This is a genomic window from Mesorhizobium sp. B2-5-3 (assembly GCF_006441005.1).
Lineage (GTDB): Bacteria > Pseudomonadota > Alphaproteobacteria > Rhizobiales > Rhizobiaceae > Mesorhizobium.
On sequence record NZ_VFUS01000006.1, the window covers coordinates 354,446 to 375,570 of the forward strand.

The 21,125-nt window shown below is 64.4% G+C and carries 20 protein-coding genes; 9 read left to right on the forward strand and 11 right to left on the reverse strand.

Features of this window, described 5'->3' with window-relative positions:
- Window positions 1–5: 5 nt before the first annotated feature.
- The 6 genes from eutA to FJ867_RS16955 form a co-directional block, all read right to left on the reverse strand.
- A complete protein-coding gene (eutA, locus tag FJ867_RS16930; protein ID WP_140817989.1) occupies window positions 6–782 on the reverse strand; it encodes an ectoine utilization protein EutA in 777 nt (258 codons plus the stop codon).
- A 5-nt stretch (window positions 783–787) separates the two neighbouring features.
- Window positions 788–1,447 carry an ectoine/hydroxyectoine ABC transporter permease subunit EhuD gene (gene ehuD, locus FJ867_RS16935; protein WP_140565560.1) on the reverse strand — a complete coding sequence of 220 codons (660 nt, stop codon included), beginning with the start codon at window positions 1,445–1,447 and terminating at the stop codon, window positions 788–790.
- A 16-nt stretch (window positions 1,448–1,463) separates the two neighbouring features.
- Complete coding sequence (gene ehuC, locus FJ867_RS16940) at window positions 1,464–2,123, reverse strand: ectoine/hydroxyectoine ABC transporter permease subunit EhuC (protein ID WP_140499272.1); 660 nt, start codon at window positions 2,121–2,123, stop codon at window positions 1,464–1,466.
- Between the two features lie 208 nt (window positions 2,124–2,331).
- Window positions 2,332–3,183 (reverse strand): ectoine/hydroxyectoine ABC transporter substrate-binding protein EhuB, encoded by an 852-nt coding sequence (ehuB, locus tag FJ867_RS16945; RefSeq protein WP_140521356.1) that lies wholly within the window; start codon window positions 3,181–3,183, stop codon window positions 2,332–2,334.
- A gap of 93 nt (window positions 3,184–3,276) precedes the next feature.
- Window positions 3,277–4,068: an ectoine/hydroxyectoine ABC transporter ATP-binding protein EhuA gene (gene ehuA / locus FJ867_RS16950; protein WP_140499274.1), complete on the reverse strand. Its 792-nt coding sequence runs from the start codon at window positions 4,066–4,068 to the stop codon at window positions 3,277–3,279.
- A 221-nt stretch (window positions 4,069–4,289) separates the two neighbouring features.
- Window positions 4,290–5,675: a PLP-dependent aminotransferase family protein gene (locus FJ867_RS16955; protein ID WP_140499275.1), complete on the reverse strand. Its 1,386-nt coding sequence runs from the start codon at window positions 5,673–5,675 to the stop codon at window positions 4,290–4,292.
- Window positions 5,676–5,759: 84 nt separating this feature from the next.
- Between FJ867_RS16955 and FJ867_RS16960 the strand changes: the two genes are divergently transcribed.
- From FJ867_RS16960 to FJ867_RS16975, 4 genes are all read left to right on the forward strand, one after another.
- Window positions 5,760–6,251 (forward strand): Lrp/AsnC family transcriptional regulator, encoded by a 492-nt coding sequence (locus FJ867_RS16960; RefSeq protein ID WP_140517347.1) that lies wholly within the window; start codon window positions 5,760–5,762, stop codon window positions 6,249–6,251.
- A 199-nt stretch (window positions 6,252–6,450) separates the two neighbouring features.
- Window positions 6,451–7,944, forward strand: a complete 1,494-nt coding sequence (locus FJ867_RS16965; RefSeq protein WP_140521583.1) for an NAD-dependent succinate-semialdehyde dehydrogenase — start codon at window positions 6,451–6,453, stop codon at window positions 7,942–7,944.
- A 32-nt stretch (window positions 7,945–7,976) separates the two neighbouring features.
- The gene (locus FJ867_RS16970) at window positions 7,977–9,356 is read left to right on the forward strand and encodes an aspartate aminotransferase family protein (protein ID WP_140817990.1); all 1,380 of its coding nucleotides are present in this window, start codon (window positions 7,977–7,979) and stop codon (window positions 9,354–9,356) included.
- 113 nt (window positions 9,357–9,469) lie between these two features.
- A complete protein-coding gene (locus FJ867_RS16975; RefSeq protein ID WP_246675068.1) occupies window positions 9,470–10,576 on the forward strand; it encodes an alcohol dehydrogenase family protein in 1,107 nt (368 codons plus the stop codon).
- Window positions 10,577–10,638: 62 nt separating this feature from the next.
- Here the strand turns inward: FJ867_RS16975 and FJ867_RS16980 are convergent, their stop codons facing one another.
- From FJ867_RS16980 to ehuB (FJ867_RS17000), 5 genes are read right to left on the reverse strand one after another with little or no spacing between them, the layout of a single operon-like run.
- Window positions 10,639–11,364 carry a GntR family transcriptional regulator gene (locus tag FJ867_RS16980; RefSeq protein WP_140499279.1) on the reverse strand — a complete coding sequence of 242 codons (726 nt, stop codon included), beginning with the start codon at window positions 11,362–11,364 and terminating at the stop codon, window positions 10,639–10,641.
- A complete protein-coding gene (gene ehuA / locus FJ867_RS16985; protein ID WP_140499280.1) occupies window positions 11,361–12,140 on the reverse strand; it encodes an ectoine/hydroxyectoine ABC transporter ATP-binding protein EhuA in 780 nt (259 codons plus the stop codon). Before ehuA (FJ867_RS16985) ends, FJ867_RS16980 begins: the two co-directional genes overlap by 4 nt.
- Window positions 12,137–12,796, reverse strand: coding sequence for an ectoine/hydroxyectoine ABC transporter permease subunit EhuD (gene ehuD / locus FJ867_RS16990; RefSeq protein WP_140817992.1), 660 nt, complete (start codon window positions 12,794–12,796; stop codon window positions 12,137–12,139). The genes ehuA (FJ867_RS16985) and ehuD (FJ867_RS16990) overlap by 4 nt, the downstream gene beginning before the upstream one ends.
- On the reverse strand, window positions 12,793–13,521 hold the full coding sequence (ehuC, locus tag FJ867_RS16995) for an ectoine/hydroxyectoine ABC transporter permease subunit EhuC (protein ID WP_140499282.1): 729 nt from the start codon (window positions 13,519–13,521) through the stop codon (window positions 12,793–12,795). The genes ehuD (FJ867_RS16990) and ehuC (FJ867_RS16995) overlap by 4 nt, the downstream gene beginning before the upstream one ends.
- A 57-nt stretch (window positions 13,522–13,578) precedes the next feature.
- The gene (gene ehuB / locus FJ867_RS17000; RefSeq protein ID WP_140499283.1) at window positions 13,579–14,448 is read right to left on the reverse strand and encodes an ectoine/hydroxyectoine ABC transporter substrate-binding protein EhuB; all 870 of its coding nucleotides are present in this window, start codon (window positions 14,446–14,448) and stop codon (window positions 13,579–13,581) included.
- Between the two features lie 454 nt (window positions 14,449–14,902).
- Here ehuB (FJ867_RS17000) and FJ867_RS17005 point away from each other — a divergent pair, with 454 nt between their 5' ends.
- Genes FJ867_RS17005 through FJ867_RS17025 form a run of 5 tightly spaced genes read left to right on the forward strand, consistent with a single transcriptional unit; the run spans window position 14,903 to window position 21,040 of the window.
- On the forward strand, window positions 14,903–16,051 hold the full coding sequence (locus FJ867_RS17005) for a Xaa-Pro peptidase family protein (protein ID WP_140565569.1): 1,149 nt from the start codon (window positions 14,903–14,905) through the stop codon (window positions 16,049–16,051).
- Between the two features lie 9 nt (window positions 16,052–16,060).
- Entirely contained in the window at window positions 16,061–17,317 is a 1,257-nt protein-coding gene (locus tag FJ867_RS17010; RefSeq protein WP_140565572.1) for a sarcosine oxidase subunit beta family protein, read from the forward strand.
- Window positions 17,318–17,329: 12 nt separating this feature from the next.
- Complete coding sequence (locus tag FJ867_RS17015; RefSeq protein WP_140565575.1) at window positions 17,330–17,596, forward strand: sarcosine oxidase subunit delta; 267 nt, start codon at window positions 17,330–17,332, stop codon at window positions 17,594–17,596.
- The gene (locus FJ867_RS17020) at window positions 17,593–20,541 is read left to right on the forward strand and encodes a sarcosine oxidase subunit alpha family protein (RefSeq protein WP_348641392.1); all 2,949 of its coding nucleotides are present in this window, start codon (window positions 17,593–17,595) and stop codon (window positions 20,539–20,541) included. Before FJ867_RS17015 ends, FJ867_RS17020 begins: the two co-directional genes overlap by 4 nt.
- Window positions 20,534–21,040, forward strand: coding sequence for a sarcosine oxidase subunit gamma family protein (locus FJ867_RS17025; protein ID WP_246675069.1), 507 nt, complete (start codon window positions 20,534–20,536; stop codon window positions 21,038–21,040). Before FJ867_RS17020 ends, FJ867_RS17025 begins: the two co-directional genes overlap by 8 nt.
- The last annotated feature ends 85 nt before the right edge of the window (window positions 21,041–21,125 follow it).

The following is a 21,125-nucleotide window of genomic DNA, read 5'->3' on the forward strand; positions in this document are numbered from 1 at the left end:
TGACCTTACTGTCCAAGCGGCAAGGTCGTCAGCCGCCCGAACTCCGGACGCGGCACATCATCGCCACACAGTCGCAGGCAATTCCACGCGCTCGCCTGGTTGCTGGTGACGACCGGGCGGCCGATAGCCTGTTCCATCGCGGCAACCGCCAGCGCCGAGCGCAGCGCCGTGCAGGACACGAACAACGCCTCGGCCTGCGGGTCAGTCGCCTCGCGCGCCAGATCGACGAGGGCTGCCGGCGCAATGCGCGCCATCTCGCGGTCATCCTCGAAGCCGAGACAGGTGAAGCGGGCGATCTCGAAGCCGCGTTCGGCGAAATAGGCCGCCATCGGCCGGCTCGTCTCGACGGTGTAGGGGGTGAGAATACTGATCCTCTTCGCGCCCAGAGCCCTCAGTCCGCGCACGCCCGCCATCGGCGGCGTGACCACGGGCACGCCAGGCTTGGCCGCCTGGATCGCCGCCTCGATCTCGGCATCGCCGATCACCACGGAGGCCGACGTGCAGGAGTAGCAGATGGCGTCGAGCGGTTCGTCCGGCAGGATCAGCGCCGCGCCAGCCGTCAGTTCGGGCTGCATCTTGCGCAGATTCTGAGGCGTGGTCGGATTCTTATAGGGGATGCGGGCGACATAGATGCCGATCCTCTCACTCGCCACCATGCGACGGAAGTCCGGCTCGCTGGTGTGGTCGGTGGCCAGGATGATCAGGCCGACGCGCTTTTCCAACGGGCGCACCTCGAGTGCGGGCCTTGTCGGCATCAGCCTGATTTCGGGAAGCGGCTTCATGGGAACTACCTTTCGATCTTGCCGTAGCGATGTTCCAGCCAGCGCAGCAGCATAACCGAGAAAAGGCTGATGATCAGGAAGAAGGCGCCGACCAGCGTCATCGGCTCGACATAGCGGTAATAGGTGTTGGCGACGCTCTTGGCCTGGTTCATCAGCTCCAGCACGGTGATCGCCGACAGCAGCGGCGTCTCCTTGAACATGGCGATGAAATAATTGGCCAGCGCCGGGATCATCGGCGGGATTGCCTGCGGTATGACGATGTGGGTCCAGGTCTGGCGAGCGCTGAGATTGCAGGCTTTGGCCGCCTCCCACTGGCCGCGCGGCACGTTCTCGATGCCGGCGCGATAGACCTCCGCCGTATAGGTGCCGTAGTGCAGCCCAAGCCCGATGACGCCGGCCACCAGCGGCGGCAGCAGGATGCCGAAATCGGGCAGCACGTAGAAAATGAAGTAGAGCTGCACCAGCAGCGGCGTGCCGCGGATGAATTCGGCCGCCCAGCCGACCGTGCGCGACATGATCTTGTTCGGCGAGCGGCGGGCCAGTGCGATGCCCAGCCCGACGATTGCCGCCAGCACCGAGCCGAGCACCGTCGCCAGGATGGTGATCTTCACCCCCTCGATCAGCGTCGGCAGGATCTGCCGGACGAAATCCCAGTCCCAATCCATTACAGGGCCCAATCCATCAGACGCGCACTCCGTCGAGGCCGCGCGCCATGCGCCGCTCCAGCGACCGCACGCCCCAGGAGATGACGAGCGCGAGCGCGAAATAGATCACCAGGATGGTGGTGAACGGCATCAGCGTGCTGCCGGTCTGCGAGCGCACCACCTGCGCCTGGAAGGTGAGATCGGCGAGCGAAATCAGCGAGACGACGGATGTCGCCTTGAGCAGTTCGATGGCGTTGTTGCCGAAGGTCGGCAGCATCACCAGAAGCGCCTGCGGCAGGATGACATGGCGCATGCCTTGCCAGCGGCCGAGATTGAGAGCCGTGCAGGCCTCGTATTGCTCGGCGCCGACCGACTGGATGGCGCCGCGCACCACTTCCGCCGCATAGGCACCGACATTGAGGCCCAGCGCCAGCACGCCGGCTTGCAGCGGAGTGAGTTCGACGCCCGCCAGGGGCAACACGAAATAGGCCCAGAACAGCTGTACGAAAATCGATGTGCCGCGGAAGAATTCGATATAGGCGGTGGCGAGCGCCCGCAACGCGAAGAAGCGCGACAGCCGCCCCATGCCGGCCAGGAAGGCCATCACGAGGGCCAGCACCGACCCCATCAGCGTCAGCTCGATGGTGACAAGCGCTCCCTGCAATATCAGGCCGAGATAGCCGGACCACTGGGTCATGTATCAGAGGCTTCCAACGTTTGGTTTTAGCAACTTCTCCCCTCTCACGGGGAGAAGATGCAGGTTCACCCTCCTTAGCTGCAGCGCAGCTGCCGCGAAGGACGGGCAGGCGATGAGAGGCGGCTCCAAGCTCGCAGAAACGCGCGCTGCCCCTCATCCGGCCCTTCGGGCCACCTTCTCCCCGTCCACGGAGAGAAGGGAAAAGGGCTTATTTCGCCGCGCAGAGCTTGTCGCGCGTCGTCGACATCGCCGCCGCCGCCGAGAAGCCGTAGGGCTCGATGATCTTGGCGAACTCGCCCGACTTCTTCATCTTGGCGAGCTCGACGTCGAAGGCGTCGCGCAGCGCCTCGTCACCCTTCTTGAACGCGGCGCCGTCGCAATAGACGGGCGCGCCCTGCACGGGTGCTATGACTTCGAGGCTCGGGTCATTGGCCTTCTTCATCAAATCGTTGATCGACAGGACGGGGAGCGAATAGGCGTCGATGCGGCCGTCCTGCACCATCTTCAGCCCGCTCTGGCCGTCGGGCACGACGATGACGCGGTCACGCGGCACGCCGGCGTTGAGCGCGAGCTTCTCCTCGGTGCCGCCGCCGGGCGCGCCGATGGTGGCGGAGGTGTCCTTGGCGACATCCTCGTAGCTCTTGAAGCCCTTCGGATTGCCTTTCTTCACCAGCATCGCCTCGGCGTCGCACAGCACCGGCTCGGAATAGGCAACCGCCGCACAACGCTCCGGCTTCATGAACAGGCCGGCGGTGACGACATCGAAACGGCCGGCCTGCAGGCCGGGGATCATGGCACCATATTCCGAGATCGACGCGGCAACGTCGGCGACGCCCAGCCGCTTGAAGATTTCCCGTGCCACGTCGGGCGCGGCGCCCGAAACCTTGCCGTCGGCGGCGACCGCCGTGTAGGGCGGCTCGTTGGCGATGGCGAGGCGGGCGAAGCCTTGCGCCTTCAGCTGCTCGAGCTTGCTGTCGTCGGCCGATCCGACGTTCGAGGCCGCGAGCACCGCGGTCAGCGCAAGACCGGCGACGCCGGCCAGAATGCCAAGTTTTTTCATTGTTCCCAACTCCATGTTTGTGTTCTTGGTTGCAGTCATTTCAGGACGGCAATGCCGCCCTTGCGGACGGTGTCGCCGCCTCTGGCATGGCGGTCAGACGCGATGTCCGGCCGCGATGATCTTCTTCAGGAAACCTTGCGTGCGCTCCTGTTTGGGATGGCGGAAAATCTCATCGGGTTTGCCCTCCTCGACGATGCGGCCGCGGTCGAAGAACAGCACCCGGTCGGCGAAGTCGTGGGCAAAGCCCATTTCATGGGTGACGAGCAGCATCGTCATGTCGGTTTCGGCCGCGAGCTTGCGCATCACGTTGAGCACCTCCTCGACCAGTTCGGGATCGAGCGCCGAGGTGACCTCGTCGAACAGCATGATCCGGGGCGACAGCGCCAGCGCGCGGGCAATCGCGACGCGCTGCTTCTGGCCGCCCGAAAGCTGTGCCGGCATGGCCTTGGCCTTGTCGGCCATGCCGACCATGTCGAGCAATTCCATCGCCCGCTTCTCGGCGGCAGCGCGCGGCGTGCCCTTGGTCAGCATCGGCGCCAGCGTGACATTGTCGATGACGCATTTGTGCGGGAACAGATTAAACAGCTGGAAGACCATGCCGATCTTCTGGCGCATCCTGGCCAGATGCCGCTCGTCGGCGGCCAGCAGCTGGCCGTTTCGCTCCATGTGATAGAGATGCTCGCCGTCGATCTGGATGTGGCCGCCATCGATGCGCTCCAGCGTCATCAGGATGCGCAGGATCGTCGTCTTGCCCGAGCCGGACGGGCCGATCAGCGCCAGCTTCTCGCCGGGCATGACCTGCATGGACAGGCCGTCCAGCACCTTGAAAGTGCCGAAGCTTTTCGAAATGCCATCGACCTTGATGATAGGCGCGGATGCGGACAAACGAATTTCCCGTGCTGGAGAAGCCTATGCCCTTAACGATGCGGAACCCGCCAAATCATGTCAATTGGGAAAATAATATCATGACAATTATTCTGATCTCGCACAATTCTTGGGCATTCAGTGCCTAGCAATGTGCCGAGATCGAAATCAAGTCGACCCGAAAATGACAGCACCGGGGACGCCTTTGGCGGTCGGCATCGTCTGGATAGCGGCACATCTCGCTAGATTGCGAGCAGCAGATGCTCGGGGTCGCCAAGCAGCAGCTTGGTGACAACGCCGAGGCCGGCGCGCAGTTCCCCTTCGGTGGTCGAGCCCAGCGAGATGCGCACCGCCGGTTGCCAGGGCGCTTGCGAGATGCGGAAGGAAGCGCCGGGCGCGATCGCCACGCCTTGCAGGCGCGCCTGGGCGACGAAGCTCTCCTCGGCACGGTCGGCCGGCAACTGCAACCAGACATGCAGTCCGTCGCGCCGGGTGCGATAGTCGACGCCGGCCAGCACCTCGGCGACGATGTCCTGGCGTCGCCGCAATGCTGTGCGTTGCCAGCGCACCAGTTCCATCGCGGTGCCGTCGGTCACCCATTTGGTGGCGATTTCCGCCACCAGCGGCGTCGCCATCCAGTTGGAAACCAGATGCCGGTTGGCGACCGCGGCGACATAGCGGTCGGGTGCGGCGAGATAGCCGATGCGCAGGCCCGGCACCACGATCTTGGTGAAGGACGTGACGTAGAGCGTGCGTTCAGGCGCGAAGGCGGCGACCGGCGGCGGCCGGTCCTCGACCAGCGGCCCCAGCACATCGTTCTCGATGATGGCTATGTCGTGCCTGCGCGCAACCGCCGCAATCTGCTCGCGCCGCGCCGCATCCATCAGCGTCGCCGTCGGGTTGATCACCGAAGGCTGCACGAACACGGCGCGGATGTCGGAGATCCGGCAGGCCTCGTCCAGCGCTTCCGGGATAAGGCCATTGCCGTCTATCGGCAGGCCTTCGAGGTTGAAGCCGAGATAGCGGGCGAGCGGCACCAGCGTATGGTGGCCGATCGCCTCGGTGGCGACGGTCGAGCCGGGCGGCGCCACGCTCATCAGCGCCACCGTCATGCCGGCGGTAGCGCCATTGGTCAGGCTGATATTCTGCGGCGAGGCATCGAGACCGCACAGCTTCAGCCACTCGACCGCCACGGCGCGGTGACGGGGAAACACCATGTTGGGCCGGAACGACAGCGCCGAACTCGACGGCAGGTTGTCGGCCAGCCAGCCCAGCGCCTGCTTTAGCCGCTCCAGATGCATCGGCTCGCAGACCGGCTTCAGGATCGAGAGATCGATCACTTCGCCCAGCCGCTCCGGCAGATAGGGCGGTTCAGGCTCGCGCCGCTGCGTCTGGACGAAGCTGCCGCGGCCGATCTCGCCCGAGATCAGGCCGCGGCGAATCAGTTCCTCATAGGCGCGACTGACCGTCTGCACCGATAGTTTCAACTCGTCGGCCAGCCGGCGATGCGTCGGCAGCCGCGCGCCGTTGGCGAGCCGCCCATCATGAATGGCGCGTGCGAACTGGTCGGCCAGCGACTGGTAGGCGGGCCGCCGGATGAGCGCGGGATCAGGTTGCCATAATGTCATGACTTATTAGAGATCGAAATCAGTGCAATTGACAATCGAAATAATGCGCCGTCATGGTACGGCGGGACCAAAAAGTGGATACAGATGGCCGCCGCGAAACTCGACCCGATCGACCTCAGAATCCTCGACGCGATCCAGCGTGACGGGCGCATCACCAAGCTGGCGCTGGCCGACAAGGTCGGCCTGTCACCGACGCCGTGCTGGATGCGGCTGCGCAAGCTGGAAAAGGCCGGCATCGTCTCCGGCTATCATGCCTCGATTGCTATGCGCGTCGTCGCACCCGTCGCCACCGTGCTGATGGAGGTGACGCTGGCCAGCCATCGCCAGGCCGATTTCGACCGCTTCGAGCGTGTCATCCGCGACATACCTGAGATTGTAGCCTGCTGGTCGGTGGGCGGCGGCGTCGACTACGTTCTGAAGGTGATGGCGCGCGATATCGATACCTATCAGCGGCTGGTCGATGCCTTGCTCGAACGCGAAATCGGCATCGATCGCTACTTCACCTACATCGTCATCAAGACGGTGAAGGACGAGACCGTGCTACCGCTTGCCGATCTGTTGCCGGTGCAGTCCTGAGATCGAAACCAGCGTTCATCTGGCACCGTACGCTCGGAGAATGCGCGAAAGCACCCGCCCCACCCCTGCGGCTAGACAGATCGTCCTGCTCCCCAGCCGAATAGAGAGAATCTCTCTATATAGCTGCACCTAAACAGCCTCATCCTTCGCGCCGACGCCCCTAGTCTTGCGGCATCACCCCAATCGGGAGCAATCGATGATGTCCGCGCACTTTGCCCGTTCGCACCGCCATGAGGCGCTCGACCGCCTCGCCGACCGCCGGCTGCTGCGCGAGCTTGCCTATGTCGACGGGCACTGGACGGCAAGCGAGGCGGCGGAGAGCTTCGAGGTCACCGACCCGGCGACCGGCGCCACGGTGGCCTTTGTCGCCGCGCTCGATGGCCGCCAGACGGCAAGTGCGATCGACGCGGCGGCGCGCGCTTTCCCTGCCTGGCGGGCGCTGTTGCCGCAGGAGCGCTCGAAAATCCTGCGCAAATGGTTCGACCTCATCATAGCCGCGAAAGACGATCTCGCTCTGCTGATGACGCTGGAACAGGGCAAGCCCTTGAAGGAATCGCTCGGTGAGATCGATTATGCCGCCTCTTTCGTCGAATGGTATGCCGAGGAAGCAAAGCGCCTCAACGCCGAAAGCGTAACTAGCCATCTGGCGAAGGCGGAAATGACGGTGCGGCGCGAGCCGCTCGGCGTCGTCGGCGTCGTGACGCCGTGGAACTTCCCGTCCGCCATGCTGACCCGCAAGGCGGCTGCGGCCCTTGCCGCCGGTTGCACCATCGTCGCGCACCCCTCTTCGGAAACGCCGCTCTCGGCGCTGGCGCTGGCCGAACTCGGCGAGCGCGCCGGCCTGCCCGCCGGCGTCTTCAACGTCGTCACTGGCAAGGCGTCGATCATAGTCGGGCGAATGTGCGAGGACCCGCGCGTGCGCGCCATGAGCTTCACCGGTTCGACCGAGATCGGCAGGCTGATCGCGGCCCAGAGCGCGCCGACGATGAAGCGGCTGGTTATGGAGCTTGGCGGCCACGCGCCGCTGATCGTCTTTGCCGACGCCGATCTCGACAAGGCCGTGCGCATCGCCGTCGACGCCAAATTCGCCACGTCCGGCCAGGACTGCCTCGCGGCCAACCGCATCTATGTCCAGCGGCCGATCTACGATCGTTTCTGCGCCGCCTTCGCCAAGCGCATCGAGGCGCTGCGGACCGGCAATGGCCTTGCCGACGAAAGCGACATCGGCCCGCTGATGCATGAGCGCGCCGTCAAGAAGGTCGAGGAGCAGGTCACCGACGCGCTCGCCCATGGCGCCCGCTGCCTCGCCGGCGGCAGAAGGCACCAGGCCGGCCCGTTGTTTTACCAGCCGACGCTGCTGGCTGACGTATCTGACGAGGCACTGATCATGCGCGAAGAAACGTTTGGTCCGGTCGCAGCCGTGACGCCGTTCGACAGCGAGGACGAGGTGACCGCGCGCGCCAACGCCTCCGAATATGGTCTGGTCGCCTATGTCGTGACCGAGAACGGCGCCCGCCAGCAGCGCCTGGGCAGGGCGCTGGACTACGGCATGGTCGCCATCAACCGCGTCAAGATCACCGGTGCGCCGATCCCGTTCGGCGGCGTCAAGCAGTCCGGCATTGGCCGCGAGGGTTCGCGTCAGGGGCTCGAAGCTTTCACCGATCTCAAATATCTTTGCCTGGACGTCGCTTAAGCCGCGTCCACGTTCCTCAAGGAGTCAAAAGAATGCTCGACCAGTCCAACGAACTCGCCGCCTGGGATCGTGATCACTTCTTCCATCCCTCGACGCATATGGGCACCCACGCGCGCGGTGAATCGCCGACGCGCATCATGGCCGGCGGTGAAGGCGTCACCGTCTGGGACAGCAACGGCAGAAAAAGTATCGATGCCTTCGCCGGCCTCTACTGCGTCAATGTCGGCTATGGCCGCCAGAAGATCGCTGACGCCATCGCCGCCCAGGCCACGAACCTCGCCTATTACCACGCCTATGTCGGCCACGGCACCGAGGCCTCGATCACGCTGTCGAAGATGATCATCGACCGTGCGCCGAAGGGCATGTCGAGGGTCTATTTCGGCCTCTCCGGTTCGGATGCCAACGAAACCAACATCAAGCTGATCTGGTACTACAACAACGTGCTTGGCCGCACGGAGAAGAAGAAGATCATCTCGCGCTGGCGCGGCTATCACGGCTCCGGCATCATGACGGGATCGCTGACCGGGCTCGATCTTTTCCACAACGCCTTCGACTTGCCGCGCGCGCCGATCCTGCACACCGAGGCGCCCTATTATTTCCGCCGCGCCGACCGCTCGATGAGCGAGGAGCAGTTCTCGCAGCATTGCGCCGACAAGCTGGAGGAGATGATCCTTGCCGAAGGGCCCGAGACCGTCGCCGCCTTCATCGGCGAGCCGATCCTCGGCACTGGCGGCATCGTGCCGCCGCCCGCCGGCTACTGGGAGAAAATCCAGGCGGTGCTGAAGAAGTACGACGTGCTCCTGGTCGCCGACGAAGTGGTGACGGGCTTCGGCCGACTGGGCACCATGTTCGGCTCCGACCATTACGGCATCAAGCCGGACCTGATCACCATCGCCAAGGGCCTGACCTCCGCCTATGCGCCGCTGTCGGGCGTCATCGTCGCCGACAAGATGTGGCAGGTGCTGGTGCAGGGCTCCGACAAGCTCGGCTCACTGGGGCACGGCTGGACCTATTCGGCGCATCCGATCTGCGTCGCCGCGGGTGTGGCCAATCTCGAACTGATCGATGAGATGGATCTGGTGAGGAATGCCGGCGAGACCGGCGCCTATTTCCGCGCCGAATTGGCCAAGGCCGTCGGCGGCCACAAAAACGTCGGCGAGGTGCGCGGTGACGGCATGCTGGCGGCGGTCGAGTTCGTCGCCGACAAGGACGACCGTGTGTTCTTCGATCCGGCGCAGAAGATCGGACCGCAGATCGCCACGGCCCTCGCCGCAAGCGGGGTCATCGGCCGCGCCATGCCGCAGGGCGATATTCTGGGCTTCGCCCCACCGCTTTGCCTGACGCGCGAGGAGGCTGACACCGTGGTGGCCAAGACCGCCGATGCCGTGAGGAGCGTGTTCGCCAATCTCTAATTGTCGAGATCGGCGCTGCCCCTCATCCGCCTGCCGGCACCTTCTCGTCGTTCACGGAGAGAGGGTAAAGGTGAGGGGCAGCGCCACCTACAAAGTATTCGGAAGTGAACGCGATGACCTCTCATCCCACCCTCCCCGCCACCATGGCGGCCGTGCAGCTTACCGGCCACGGCGGCCCGGAAAAGCTCGTCTACCGCACCGATGTGAAAGTGCCTGTGCCCGCCGCCGGCGAAGTGCTGGTCAAGGTCAGCGCCTGCGGCATGAACAACACCGACGTCTGGGTTCGCCAGGGCGCCTATGGCACGGAGGAGGACGCAGGGGCCGTGTCGACATGGCGGCGCCAGGGCAACACCCTGACCTTTCCGCGCATCCAGGGCACCGACACGGTCGGCACCGTCGCTGCCGTTGGCGCAGGGGTCTCGCCGGAACGCATCGGCGAACGAGTGATGGTCGATTTCTCGATCTACAATCGCGACGACGATTCGCTCGCCGACATTGACTATATGGGTCACGGCCGCGACGGCGGTTACGCCGAATACCAGGCTGTCCCGGCCGAGAACGCCCATGTCGTCGACACTGACTTGAGCGATGTCGAACTCGCCACCTTCTGCTGCGCCTATCTCACCGGCGAGCAGATGCTGGAACGTGCAGGGCTCAAGGCCGGCGAACGCGTGCTGGTCACCGGCGCCTCGGGCGGCGTCGGCTCCGGCATCGTGCAATTGGCGCGGGCGCGCGGAGCCATTCCCTATGCCGTCGTCGGCAAGGGCAAGGAGCAGGCAGTGCTCGACATCGGCGCCGAAGCCGTGATCACCCGTGGCGTGGCCGACCTGCCGCAAGCCGTGGCCAAGGCGACCGGCGGCCAGCCCATCGACGTCGTGGCCGACCTTGTCGGCGGCGCGATCTTCAACGATCTGTTGCGCATCCTGAGGCCTGAGGGCCGCTACACCACCGCAGGCGCCATCGCCGGCCCGGTCGTCCAGCTCGATCTCAGGACCATGTATCTCAAGCAGCTTCAGCTCCACGGCTCGAGCCAGGGCACACGTGCGGATTTCCGCCGTATCGTGCGCTATATCGAGGAAGACAAGATCCGGCCGCTGGTCGGCGGCGTCTACAGGCTTTCCGATTTCCACCGCGCCCAAGCCGATTTCATCGCCAAGGATTTCGTCGGCAAGCTGGTGGTGGTGCCTAATGCCGTGGCTGAACGGCGGCACCCTAAATAAGAGGACGGAGCAGCAGCGCTTCTCGGCGCCGCAAGCTACGTCACCATGACAAAGGACGACCGTCAGGTCTTGCCGTCAAATTCATCATGTCGGCCGGCATGGCGCACCATGCGCCGAAAGCTCATCGAGATATGGGCTCGCCTGATGTGCCCGATCGATTCCCAATCCCCGATTTCCGCCGCAGCCAGCACTTCCTCCATTTCGCGCCGGAAGGCCGTGAACTCCTCCACAAGGCCGAGTTGCGGCATCATCTTGAGGACTACGCGCGCAACCTGAAAATACAGTCTTTCGCTTATTTCGCGCAGGGGCTGGTTCCCGGTCATGCCGGATAGTTCAGTGAAGAAGTCCATGTTCAGCTGCAGGAAGGCACGCTGATCCGGGTTGAGCATATCGGAATCACAGCGCGCGATGAGCGCTCGGATGCGATCGAGGTCGACCGCCGTTCGGGGAATTGGCGAAAGCTTGCCGACAAGCAGCGCGAGTTCCAGTCGCAGATGATAGACCTGCTGCAACTCCTCGATGTCGACGTCGGTGACGATCGTACCGACGCCGTGAACCGATTGCACAAGGCCTTCGGCCTCGAGCCGCGCCAGCACGCGTCGGACCGGTGTGCGGCTGATCTCGAATTCCTGGGCGAGTTCTTCTTCGGAGAGCCGGCTCCCCGGCGGATAATCGAGCAGGCAGATACGGTCGCGCAGGATTAGGTAGATGCGTTCGAACCGTTCGCGCGCCGAAAGCGGACGCGAAGGCGGCACTGTCTTGGCCGAGGCATCCGTATCAAGCGTCATCCAGCCTCCAGGACAGCGTGCAGGAACTGCCGCGTCCGCTCATTCTTGGGTGCGCCGAAAAGCTCTGCTGGCGGCCCCTGCTCGCAAATTTTGCCCTGGTAGAAGAAGCAGACGCGATCGGAAAATTCCTTGGCGAAGCCCATCTGGTGGGTGACCATGAGCATCGTCAGATCATGCTCGCGGCCGATTTGCCTTATCACTTGCAGCACTTCGCCGACAAGTTCCGGATCGAGCGCGGACGTCACCTCGTCGAACAGCATTATCTTGGGCCGCATCGCCAGCGCCCTGGCAATGGCGACGCGCTGTTGCTGGCCGCCGGAAAGCTGGGAAGGATAATGATCCTTCTTCTGCGACAGCCCGACCATGTCGAGAAGCTCGGCCGCCCGTGCCTCGGCATCGGCCCGCTTCATGCCAAGCACGGTCATCGGCGCCTCGATGCAATTGGCCATCGCCGTCATGTGTGGAAACAGGTTGAAAGACTGGAACACCATGCCGATCTTCGCCCGGATGCGGCGGATATGGGCAAGATTGGCGGGCACCAGCTTTCCGCCTTGCTTCATATGCGTCAGTGGCTCGCCTTCGACCCAGATGACGCCGTCATTGATCGTCTCCAGCGTCATCAGCATGCGCAAGACCGTGGTCTTGCCGGAACCGGACGGTCCGATGACGGAAACCTTCTCGCCGCGCGCGATTTCAAGGTTCAGCCCGTCGAGCACGGTGAGCGCGCCATAACGCTTCGAGACATTGTCGAAACGGACCATCGGTTGTTCGGTCATCGCGCGGTCCTTCGGTTGAGCAGGCGTTCGAGGGCACGGATGAGCGCGGCCGAAACCAGGCTCATGGCCAGGAAGAACAGGCCGACCAGCGTGATCGGTTCGGTGTAGCGGAAAGTCTCGGAGCCGATGATCTTGGCCGTCTGCATGAGTTCCAGCACGGCGATGGCCGACAGCAGCGGCGTCTCCTTGAACAGCGCGACGAGATAGTTGCCGAGCGCCGGCACGATCGGCGGTATCGCCTGCGGGATGATGATGTCGCGAAAGGTCGTCCAGGAGGAGAGGTTGAGTGCGATCGAGGCTTCCCACTGGCCGCGATGGATGTTGTCGAAGCCCGCGCGGTAGACTTCCGAGCAATAGGCGGCGTAGTGAATGCCGAGGGCCAGAACGCCGGCCGTGAATGCGTCGAGCACGACGCCGAATTTCGGAAAGACGAAATAGAGGAAGAAGATCTGGATGAGCAGCGGCGTCGAGCGGATCAGTTCGACCAGCACCGAGATCGTCCAGCCGGTCCAGGGCACCGCGATACGGATTACCGCGAGGACCAGCCCGAGCAAAGCCGCGATGACGAAGCCGAGCAGCGTCGCCTCGATCGAGACGACGGCGGCGCGTGCGAGCACCGGCAGGATCTCGGCGGCAAAACTCCAATCCCAGATCACGCCGCCCTCCCCCGCGCCAGACCGAGCGAGGCCCGCCTTTCGAGAAGCCGCATGCCGATAGAAACGGTGAGCGACATGGCGAGATACATCAACAGCACCAGCGTGAAGATAGGAATGGTCTTGAAGGTGTTCTGGTTCATCTGCTGCGCCTTGAAGGCGAGGTCCGTGAGCGTGATCAGCGAAACCAGCGCCGTCGATTTCAAAAGCTCGATGAACAGATTGCCCCAGGGCGGGATCATGGCTACGAAGGCTTGGGGCAGGATGATCCGGCGCAGCATTTGCGCGCGGCTCATGTTGAGCGCCGTTCCCGCCTCCCATTGGCCGCGCGCGACCGACTGGATTGCGCCGCGCACGCATTCGGATCCATAGGCGCCGACATTCAAGCCAAGCGCCAGCACCGCGACGGGAAACGCGTCGAGCGTGACCCCGAATTGCGGCAGCACGAAAAACAGCCAGAACAATTGCACCAGCGCCGAGGTGCCGCGAAAGATTTCGACATAGACCGTCGCCAGCCATCTGAGGGGCGCTGGACCATACATGCGCGCCAGCGCGGCGAGCACCCCCATCACGACCGCCAGCAGGCTGCCGAGGACGGCGATCTCGATCGTCAGGACGGCACCCTGCAATAGTCCCGGTAGGAACAGCCTGTATGTTTCCTGCGTCGCCAGCACCGCGATCACGGCCAGCGAAACGACCAGCATGGCAACGAGCGTGCGGATACCCATCTGCTTCTCCGAGGAAAAAAGAGGGCGGCGTTTTCACGCCGCCCAGCAGTTGGGAATTTATTCGCCCTTGCAGAGCTCTGCAGTCGTCTTGTTCGGCAGATAGTCCTTGCCGAAGCCGAGCGGCTCGACCAGCGCGATATGCTCCGGCGTACCGAGGAACTTCTTCAGTTCGGCGTTGAACGCTTCCTGCAGATCGGTGTCCTCCTTGCGGAAGCCGAAGCCGCCATGGCCCTTCACCGACTTGCCGGCAACTTCACCGAAGGGCTTGGTCGATTCGACGCCATCGGCCTTCTTGGCCATGTCGGCGATCGAGAGCGCGGTTAGCGCGGCAGCATCGGCACGGCCAGACTGGACCGCCGCGACCAGGCTGGATTGGTCGGGCAAGGAAACGACTTGTCCTTGGGCAACGCCGGCGTCCTTCGCATATCCCCCCTCGACGGCGCCCGCCATCACGGCGAGCTTGAGATCGGGATTGTCCTTGATGCTCGAATAGTCCTTCACGCCTTTCGGATTGCCCTTCGCGACCAGCATGGCCTGGCCGATGCCATAGGACGGTTCGGAAAAATTGATCTCGGCGCAGCGCTTGGGATTGATGAACATGCCGGCGGCGATGATGTCGAAGCGGCCGGCCTTGAGACCCGGAATGAGCGAGCCGAATTCGGTCAGCACGCCGTCGACCTGCGCAATGCCCATCTTGGCGAGCACCGCCTTGGCGACTTCCGGCGCTTCGCCGGTCAATTTGCCGTCAGGCGTGGCGAAACCGAACGGCGCCTCATTGGCGAAGCCGACGCGGATATAGCCGTCCTTCTTGGCGCGTTCGAGCGTCGTTTCGGCATGGGCCGGCAGTGACGTGAATGCGGTCGCGGCGAGCGCAAGACAGGCGGCGGCCTTCACGAGCGCGCGGCGGGATATCTGTGACGTGAACATGCTTTCCCCTTTTCTTCTTCGATAATTATCGGGCTCGAACGATGTTTCTCCACCATCGCGTCAAGCGCACTAAGACGTATACAACTCATCTGGACATATCGCAAGACGCACTGTACGAATCTGGAAAAATCGCCATTGGGCTTGATTGTGCGGCTTTGTGATGCGCAAGTTGTGCACAATTAAGGTGTGCTTTCTCGATGCGATACGAACCGCCTTTGGATGAGGGCAGGAAGGAAAACGGCTTTGGACGCGTCGGGCGGGCCCACCAAGGCGGAATACGCGCGGCGCCTGGCCGACGTGAAGCAACGCATGGCAAAGGCCGGCTTCGATCTCAATCATCTGCCAGGATCCCAGCGCCAGCGAAGGCGGCGGCGAGCGGCTCTGCGACGTGACCCGCGATCCCATCTTCATCGACTGACCATCAGCCCAGGACCGGCAACTCAAGGACACCTCAATGGACCGCAATCCCTTTTCCGAAGCCGAGATCGCCGGCCGCTTGTCGAAAGTTCGCACGGCATTGGCAGAGCGCAAGCTCGACGCCGCCGTCTTCGCCTCGCCGGAGACTGTTTTCTACCTCACCGGCCTCGACCATTGGGGTTATTTCGCGCCGCACCTCCTGATCGTCGCGCTCGACCGGCGTCCTATCCTGGTCACCCGGTCGATGGAGAAGGTGACGATCGAGAATCAGGTGAAGGCAGCAGAATTCCGCGGTCACTCCGACAGTGAGACGGCGGCCGACCTCGCCGCGCGCGTCATTTCCGAACCCGGCCTGGCCGGCAAACGGATCGGCATCGAAAACTGGACCTCCGGCCTCAGCCACGGCCTCGCCCTGAAGCTTGAGGCGCAGGCCGACGCCAAGTGGAGCGACGTCTCGGGACTGGTCGACAAGATGCGGTTGGTGAAGAGCGCCGAGGAACAGGTGCTGATGCGCCGCGCCGCCAAGGTCACGGATGCTGCGGCAGGTGCCGCCATCGCTGCCATCTCCGACGGCGCCGCCGAGCAGGAGGTTGCCGCCCAATGCGTGGCGGCGATGGTGCGCGCCGGCGGCCACGCGCCGGGCTTCGGCCCGTTCATCCGGCCCGCCGCCCGGCTCGGCGAGGAGCACACGACCTGGGGCGACGGCATCTATCGCAGCGGCGAGCCGGTCTTCGTCGAACTGTCGGGCTGTGTCTCGCGCTATCACGCGCCGCTTGGCCGGCTGATCCGCATCGGCAACATCAAGGACGAAGATGCCGCCATGGCCGAGGTCACGGCCAAGGCATTCGAGGCCGTCGTCAGGGCGCTCGAGCCAGGCGCCAGGGCGCGCGATGTCTACGCCGCCTGGCAAGGCGTCGCCGACGAGGCCGGCCTGTCGCATTATCGCCGCCATCATTGCGGCTATCTCGTCGGCATCGGCCAGCCGCCCTCATGGACCGGCGGCAATTCGGTGACGGGCCTCAGGCACGATTCCGATCTCGAAATCGAGACCGGGATGAGCTTCCACATCCTGTCCTGGCTGATGGGCACCGGCCGCGGCGACCATTTCATCTCCAACACCGTGCTGCTGACCGATGCGGGGGCCGAAGTGCTGACCCGCACCCCGGCCGGCCCGATCGTCCGCTAGACCATGAACATGGCGCGCTATTCGGCGTTTTCGATTTTCCGCAATGCCCTTTCCGGCCAGAAGAACTGGCGGCGCGCCTGGCGCGCGGCCGAGCCGAAGCCCGCCTATGACGTGATCGTCGTCGGTGGCGGCGGGCATGGCCTTGCGACGGCTTTCTACCTCGCCGAGAACCACGGCATCCGCAATGTCGCCGTTCTGGAAAAGGGCTATGTCGGCGGCGGCAATGTCGGCCGCAACACCACCGTCATCCGCTCCAACTACCTGCTTGACGGCAACACCCAGTTCTACGAATTCTCGGTCAAGCTGTGGGAAGGCTTGTCGCGGGCGCTGAACTTCAACGTGATGTTTTCGCAGCGCGGCCAGATCGTCACTGCCCATTCGGCCGATCAACTCGACACATTCAGCCATCGCGCCAACATCATGCGTCTGAACGGCATCGACGCCGACATACTCGACCGCGACGCTGTGCGCCGGCTGGTACCCTATCTCGATTTCTCCGAAACCGCGCGATTTCCGATCCATGGTGCGATCTTGCAAGGCCGCGCAGGCACGGCGCGTCATGACGCCGTCGCCTGGGGCTATGCGCGCGCTGCCGACGGCCACGGGGTCGACATCATCCAGAATTGCGAGGTGACCGGCTTTGTCCGCAACGGCGAAAGGATCGTCGGCGTCGAGACCAGCAAGGGCCGCATCGGCGCCGGCAAGGTCGGCCTCGCCGTCGCAGGCCATACTTCGCTCCTTGCCGCCAGGGCCGGCCTGGAACTGCCGATCGAAAGCCACGTGCTCCAGGCTTTCGTCACCGAGCCGCTCAAGCCGCTGGTAGATCACGTCGTCGCTTATGGCGCAGACCATTTCTATGTCAGCCAGTCGGACAAGGGCGGGCTGGTCTTCGGCGGCAATCTCGACGGCTACAATTCCTACGCCCAGCGCGGCAATCTCGGCGTCGTGCGCGAAGTGGCGGAGGCGGCGATAGCCCTGATGCCCTGCATCTCGCGTGTCAGGCTGCTGCGCCATTGGGGCGGCGTCATGGACATGACGCCGGACGCCAGTCCGATCATCTGCCCGACCCCGATAGAAGGGCTCTATCTCAATGGCGGCTGGTGCTATGGCGGCTTCAAGGCGACGCCGGCCTCCGGCTGGTGCTTTGCCCATATGCTGGCCACCGGCAAGCCGCATCCGCTGACCGCCGCCTACGCGCTCGACCGTTTCCGGACCGGCCACACGCTCGACGAGGCCGGCGCCGGACCCTCGGCCTGGCTGCAATAGAGAGCGAGAGAAATGCTTCGCATCGACTGCCCATGCTGCGGCCCGCGCGACCATGACGAGTTCCGCTATGGCGGCGACGCTTCCGCGGTGCGCCCGGCGCATGACGATCCCGATCCGGAGGCGTGGTACCGCTATGTCTATGTGCGCAAGAACCCGGCGGGACCGCACCGTGAATTCTGGCAGCACGTGACCGGCTGCCGGCAATGGCTGGTCATCGAGCGCGACACGAGGAACCACGCTATCGCATCGGTCGGCTTCGCCAGGAAAATGCCAGCATGAAAATGATTGGAAATCGTCTGGCCGCCGGCGGCCGCATCGACCGCACGCAGCCGCTCCGCTTCACATTCGACGGCCGCGAGCTGGGCGGCTATCGAGGCGATACGCTTGCTTCCGCGCTGCTTGCCAATCGGCTCATGCTGACAGGCCGCAGCTTCAAATACCATCGGCCGCGCGGCATCTTCTCGGCCGGCCCGGAAGAACCCAACGCGCTGGTTACGCTCGGAAGCGGTGGACGGCGCGAACCGAACCTTCCGGCCACGACACTGGAACTGGCTGAAGGTATGACTGCCGAAAGCCAGAATCGCTGGCCGTCCCTTGCCTTCGACGTGCAGAGCGTCAACGGCCTGTTTGCGCCCCTTCTTTCTGCCGGCTTCTACTACAAGACCTTCATGGGTCCGACCCGCCGCGCCTGGATGTTCTACGAGCATTTCATCCGTAAAGCCGCGGGATTGGGCCGGGCCGGCACCGAACCCGATCCCGACCGTTACGAGACCCGGCATGCATTTGCCGATGTTGCAGTCGTCGGCGGCGGCCCTGCCGGCCTGTCGGCGGCGCGCGCCGCGGCAGCCAGCGGCGCCAGGGTCGTCCTCGTCGAACAGGACTTTCTGCTCGGTGGCCAACTTCTTGCCGAGCGCACCGATGGCAAGGCGGCAGCCTGGCTGACAAAGATCGAGGCGGAGCTTGCAGGCCAGCCCAACGTCACCCTGATGCGCAAGACGATGGCCTTCGGCACCTATGACGGCAACACGCTGGGGCTGATCGAGCGGCATGACGGCCAGGTCGCGCAAGGCGCTGCGCGGCAGGTTTTCACCGTGCTTCGCGCCGGCTCGATCATCTTTGCGGCCGGTGCTATCGAACGGCCGCTGGTGTTCTCCAACAACGACCGGCCAGGCATCATGCTGGCGTCCGCCGCCCGGACCTATCTCAACCGCTTCGCCGTGCTGCCGGGGAAGAATATCCTCGTGGCCACGATGAACGACGGTGCCTATCGCGCTGCTTTCGACCTCGCCGCCGCCGGCGCGCGAGTGACGGTCGCGGACCAGCGCGGCGCTCCGCCCGCCGGTCTGGCGGCGGAAGCCGGACGCCTGAACGTAGAGATCCGCTCCGGAACCCGGATCGCCGATCTGCGCGGCAGCCATGCGGTGAAGGCCGTACGGCTTGCCGGCCCGAGCGCCAAATCGGAAATCGCCTGCGATTTCGTCTGCGTCTCCGGCGGCTGGTCGCCGACCGTGCATCTCACCTCGCATCTTGGCGTCAGGCCCGTCTATCGCGACGACATCGACGGCTTCGTTCCGGGCGGCTTTCCGGCAGGCCAGTTCGGCGCCGGCGCGATGATGGGGCGCTTCTCGACCGCCGACGCGATCGAGGACGGCCACCGCGCCGGCGTCGAAGCGGCATGCTTCTGTGGAAAACCGGCGGCCATGCCGGCGCCGGATGAACTCGATCTCGAAGGGGCCCCGGCCGCTCCCTTTCGTGCGATCTCTTCCGCGGGGCGCGGCAAGGCCTTCGTCGATCTACAGATGGATGTGACCACCAAGGACATCGAGCTCGCCCATCGCGAGGGCTATGAATCCGTCGAACACCTGAAGCGCTACACCACGCTCGGCATGGGGACCGACCAGGGCAAAACCAGCAATTTCGCAGCACTTTCGGCCATGGCGGCGCTGCGCCGGGCAACGATTGCGCAAACCGGAACCACGACCTTTCGCCCACCCTACGCGGCGGTCGCGATCGGCGCGCTGGCCGGTCGCACCGTCGGTCATCACTTCAAGCCGGTCCGTCGCACGCCGATGCACGACTGGCACCTGGCAAACGGTGCCGAGATGCTCGAGGTCGGTCTCTGGATGCGTCCGTATTTCTATCGCGATGCCGGACGCGACGTGAATGAAGCCTATGTCGCGGAGATGCGGATCGTGCGCGGCGGCGCCGGGCTGATGGACATTTCCACCCTCGGCAAGATCGACGTGCAGGGGCCGGACGCGGCCATATTCCTCGACCGTGTCTACGCCAACGGTTTCGCCAAGCTTCCCGTTGGCCGCGCGCGCTACGGCGTCATGCTGCGCGACGACGGCGTCGTCTTCGACGACGGCACCACCACGCGCTTGTCGCAAAATCGCTTCTTCACGACCACCTCTACCGCCAGGGCCGCCGATGTCCTGTCGCGGCTGGAATTCCTGCTCGACACCGCCTGGCCGGATTTGCGTGTCGCGGTCTCTTCGGTAAGCGACGAGTGGGCGGCGATGTCGATCGCCGGGCCACGAAGCCGCGATGTCCTTGCCGCCGCCTTTCCCGCGCTCGATGTCTCCAACGAGACGCTGCCGCATATGGGCGTCATCGAAGCCGAGTTCGACGGACGGGCCCTGCGCGTTATCCGCCTCAGCTATTCCGGCGAGCGCGCCTACGAGATCTATGTCGGCGCCAGCGCCGGCGAACAGGCCTGGAGCCGTCTCATCGAAGCAGGCGCGCCGGTCGGCCTCAAACCTTATGGCGTCGAGGCGCTTGGTGCGCTGCGCGTCGAAAAGGGCCACGTCGCCGGGCCCGAGATCGATGGCCGCACCACGCTCGACGATCTCGGCCTCGGGCGCATGGCCGGCAAACGCGGCGGATTCGTCGGCGACGTCCTGCGTCGTCGTCCGGCCTTTCAGGCACCCGACCGCCAGCGCCTCATCGGGCTGGAATGCATCGAGGACGGCAAGCGGCTGCGCGGAGGCGCCATATTGTTCCTGCCTGGCGATGCCGTCACCGGCCACGGGCGCGGTCGGATCACCTCGGTTACCTTCAGCCCGGAACTCGGCCACTATGTCGGACTGGCGCTGTTCGCGGGCAATGCCGCGGCCGAAGGAGACGAGATCATCGCGGTCTACCCGATGCGGACAGAGACGGTTCGCGCCCGCGTCGTGCCTTCTGTCTTCCTAGACCCCAAGGGAGAGCGCATGCATGGTTGAACCTGTGCTGTCGAAGGACTTCAACCTGTGGGCCTCCGATTGCCCGATCATTCAGATCGAGGGCTGGGACGGAACACTGGCAAGATTCGAAACGAGCGTCTCGCAGGCCTTGGGCGCGACGCTCCCTGCCAGCGTCGGCGAGACGGTTCGGCACGCTGGCGCCCTCATCGTCAGGATCGCGCCCTGCCGTCTTTGGCTGATCGTCGAGACAGGCGCGGAACCGCCCGCCATTGCGATCGATCCGGAATTGGGCTGCTCGGTTCTGCTTGGTGAAGGCCGGGTGCGGTTCAGGATGGAGGGTGCGCGTCTTCAGGACATTCTCTCTGCCTGCATGCCGGTCGACTGGTCGTCCGCCGCTTCGGCCCCTGGCCGTGCTGTACAGACGTCCATCCATCACGTGCCGGCGCTCTATCTGCGAACGGGCGAGAGCAGCTGCGACCTGATCGTGCCGCGAAGCTTCGCCATCAGCCTTGCCGACTGGATTGCCGCCGCGCGTTAAAGCAATCCCGGGAAAAGTGCGTAACGTTTTCCGCTCGCGATTGCGTAAGGAAAAAGCTGGACCTGTCCGGCGCAGCGGCCGCTAA

Excerpts from the sequence above, each read along its gene's own strand:
- FJ867_RS17020 (WP_348641392.1), top strand. The coding sequence starts at position 17,593 with ATGAAAATGATTGGAAATCGTCTGGCCGCCGGCGGCCGCATCGACCGC.
- ehuB (WP_140521356.1), bottom strand. The coding sequence starts at position 3,183 with ATGAAAAAACTTGGCATTCTGGCCGGCGTCGCCGGTCTTGCGCTGACC.
- ehuD (WP_140565560.1), bottom strand. The coding sequence starts at position 1,447 with ATGGATTGGGACTGGGATTTCGTCCGGCAGATCCTGCCGACGCTGATC.
- FJ867_RS16960 (WP_140517347.1), top strand. The coding sequence starts at position 5,760 with ATGGCCGCCGCGAAACTCGACCCGATCGACCTCAGAATCCTCGACGCG.
- FJ867_RS16965 (WP_140521583.1), top strand. The coding sequence starts at position 6,451 with ATGTCCGCGCACTTTGCCCGTTCGCACCGCCATGAGGCGCTCGACCGC.
- FJ867_RS16955 (WP_140499275.1), bottom strand. The coding sequence starts at position 5,675 with ATGACATTATGGCAACCTGATCCCGCGCTCATCCGGCGGCCCGCCTAC.
- eutA (WP_140817989.1), bottom strand. The coding sequence starts at position 782 with ATGAAGCCGCTTCCCGAAATCAGGCTGATGCCGACAAGGCCCGCACTC.
- ehuC (WP_140499282.1), bottom strand. The coding sequence starts at position 13,521 with ATGGGTATCCGCACGCTCGTTGCCATGCTGGTCGTTTCGCTGGCCGTG.
- FJ867_RS17025 (WP_246675069.1), top strand. The coding sequence starts at position 20,534 with ATGGTTGAACCTGTGCTGTCGAAGGACTTCAACCTGTGGGCCTCCGAT.
- FJ867_RS17010 (WP_140565572.1), top strand. The coding sequence starts at position 16,061 with ATGGCGCGCTATTCGGCGTTTTCGATTTTCCGCAATGCCCTTTCCGGC.
- FJ867_RS16980 (WP_140499279.1), bottom strand. The coding sequence starts at position 11,364 with ATGACGCTTGATACGGATGCCTCGGCCAAGACAGTGCCGCCTTCGCGT.
- FJ867_RS16970 (WP_140817990.1), top strand. The coding sequence starts at position 7,977 with ATGCTCGACCAGTCCAACGAACTCGCCGCCTGGGATCGTGATCACTTC.
- FJ867_RS16975 (WP_246675068.1), top strand. The coding sequence starts at position 9,470 with ATGACCTCTCATCCCACCCTCCCCGCCACCATGGCGGCCGTGCAGCTT.
- ehuC (WP_140499272.1), bottom strand. The coding sequence starts at position 2,123 with ATGACCCAGTGGTCCGGCTATCTCGGCCTGATATTGCAGGGAGCGCTT.
- FJ867_RS17005 (WP_140565569.1), top strand. The coding sequence starts at position 14,903 with ATGGACCGCAATCCCTTTTCCGAAGCCGAGATCGCCGGCCGCTTGTCG.
- ehuA (WP_140499280.1), bottom strand. The coding sequence starts at position 12,140 with ATGACCGAACAACCGATGGTCCGTTTCGACAATGTCTCGAAGCGTTAT.
- ehuB (WP_140499283.1), bottom strand. The coding sequence starts at position 14,448 with ATGTTCACGTCACAGATATCCCGCCGCGCGCTCGTGAAGGCCGCCGCC.
- FJ867_RS17015 (WP_140565575.1), top strand. The coding sequence starts at position 17,330 with ATGCTTCGCATCGACTGCCCATGCTGCGGCCCGCGCGACCATGACGAG.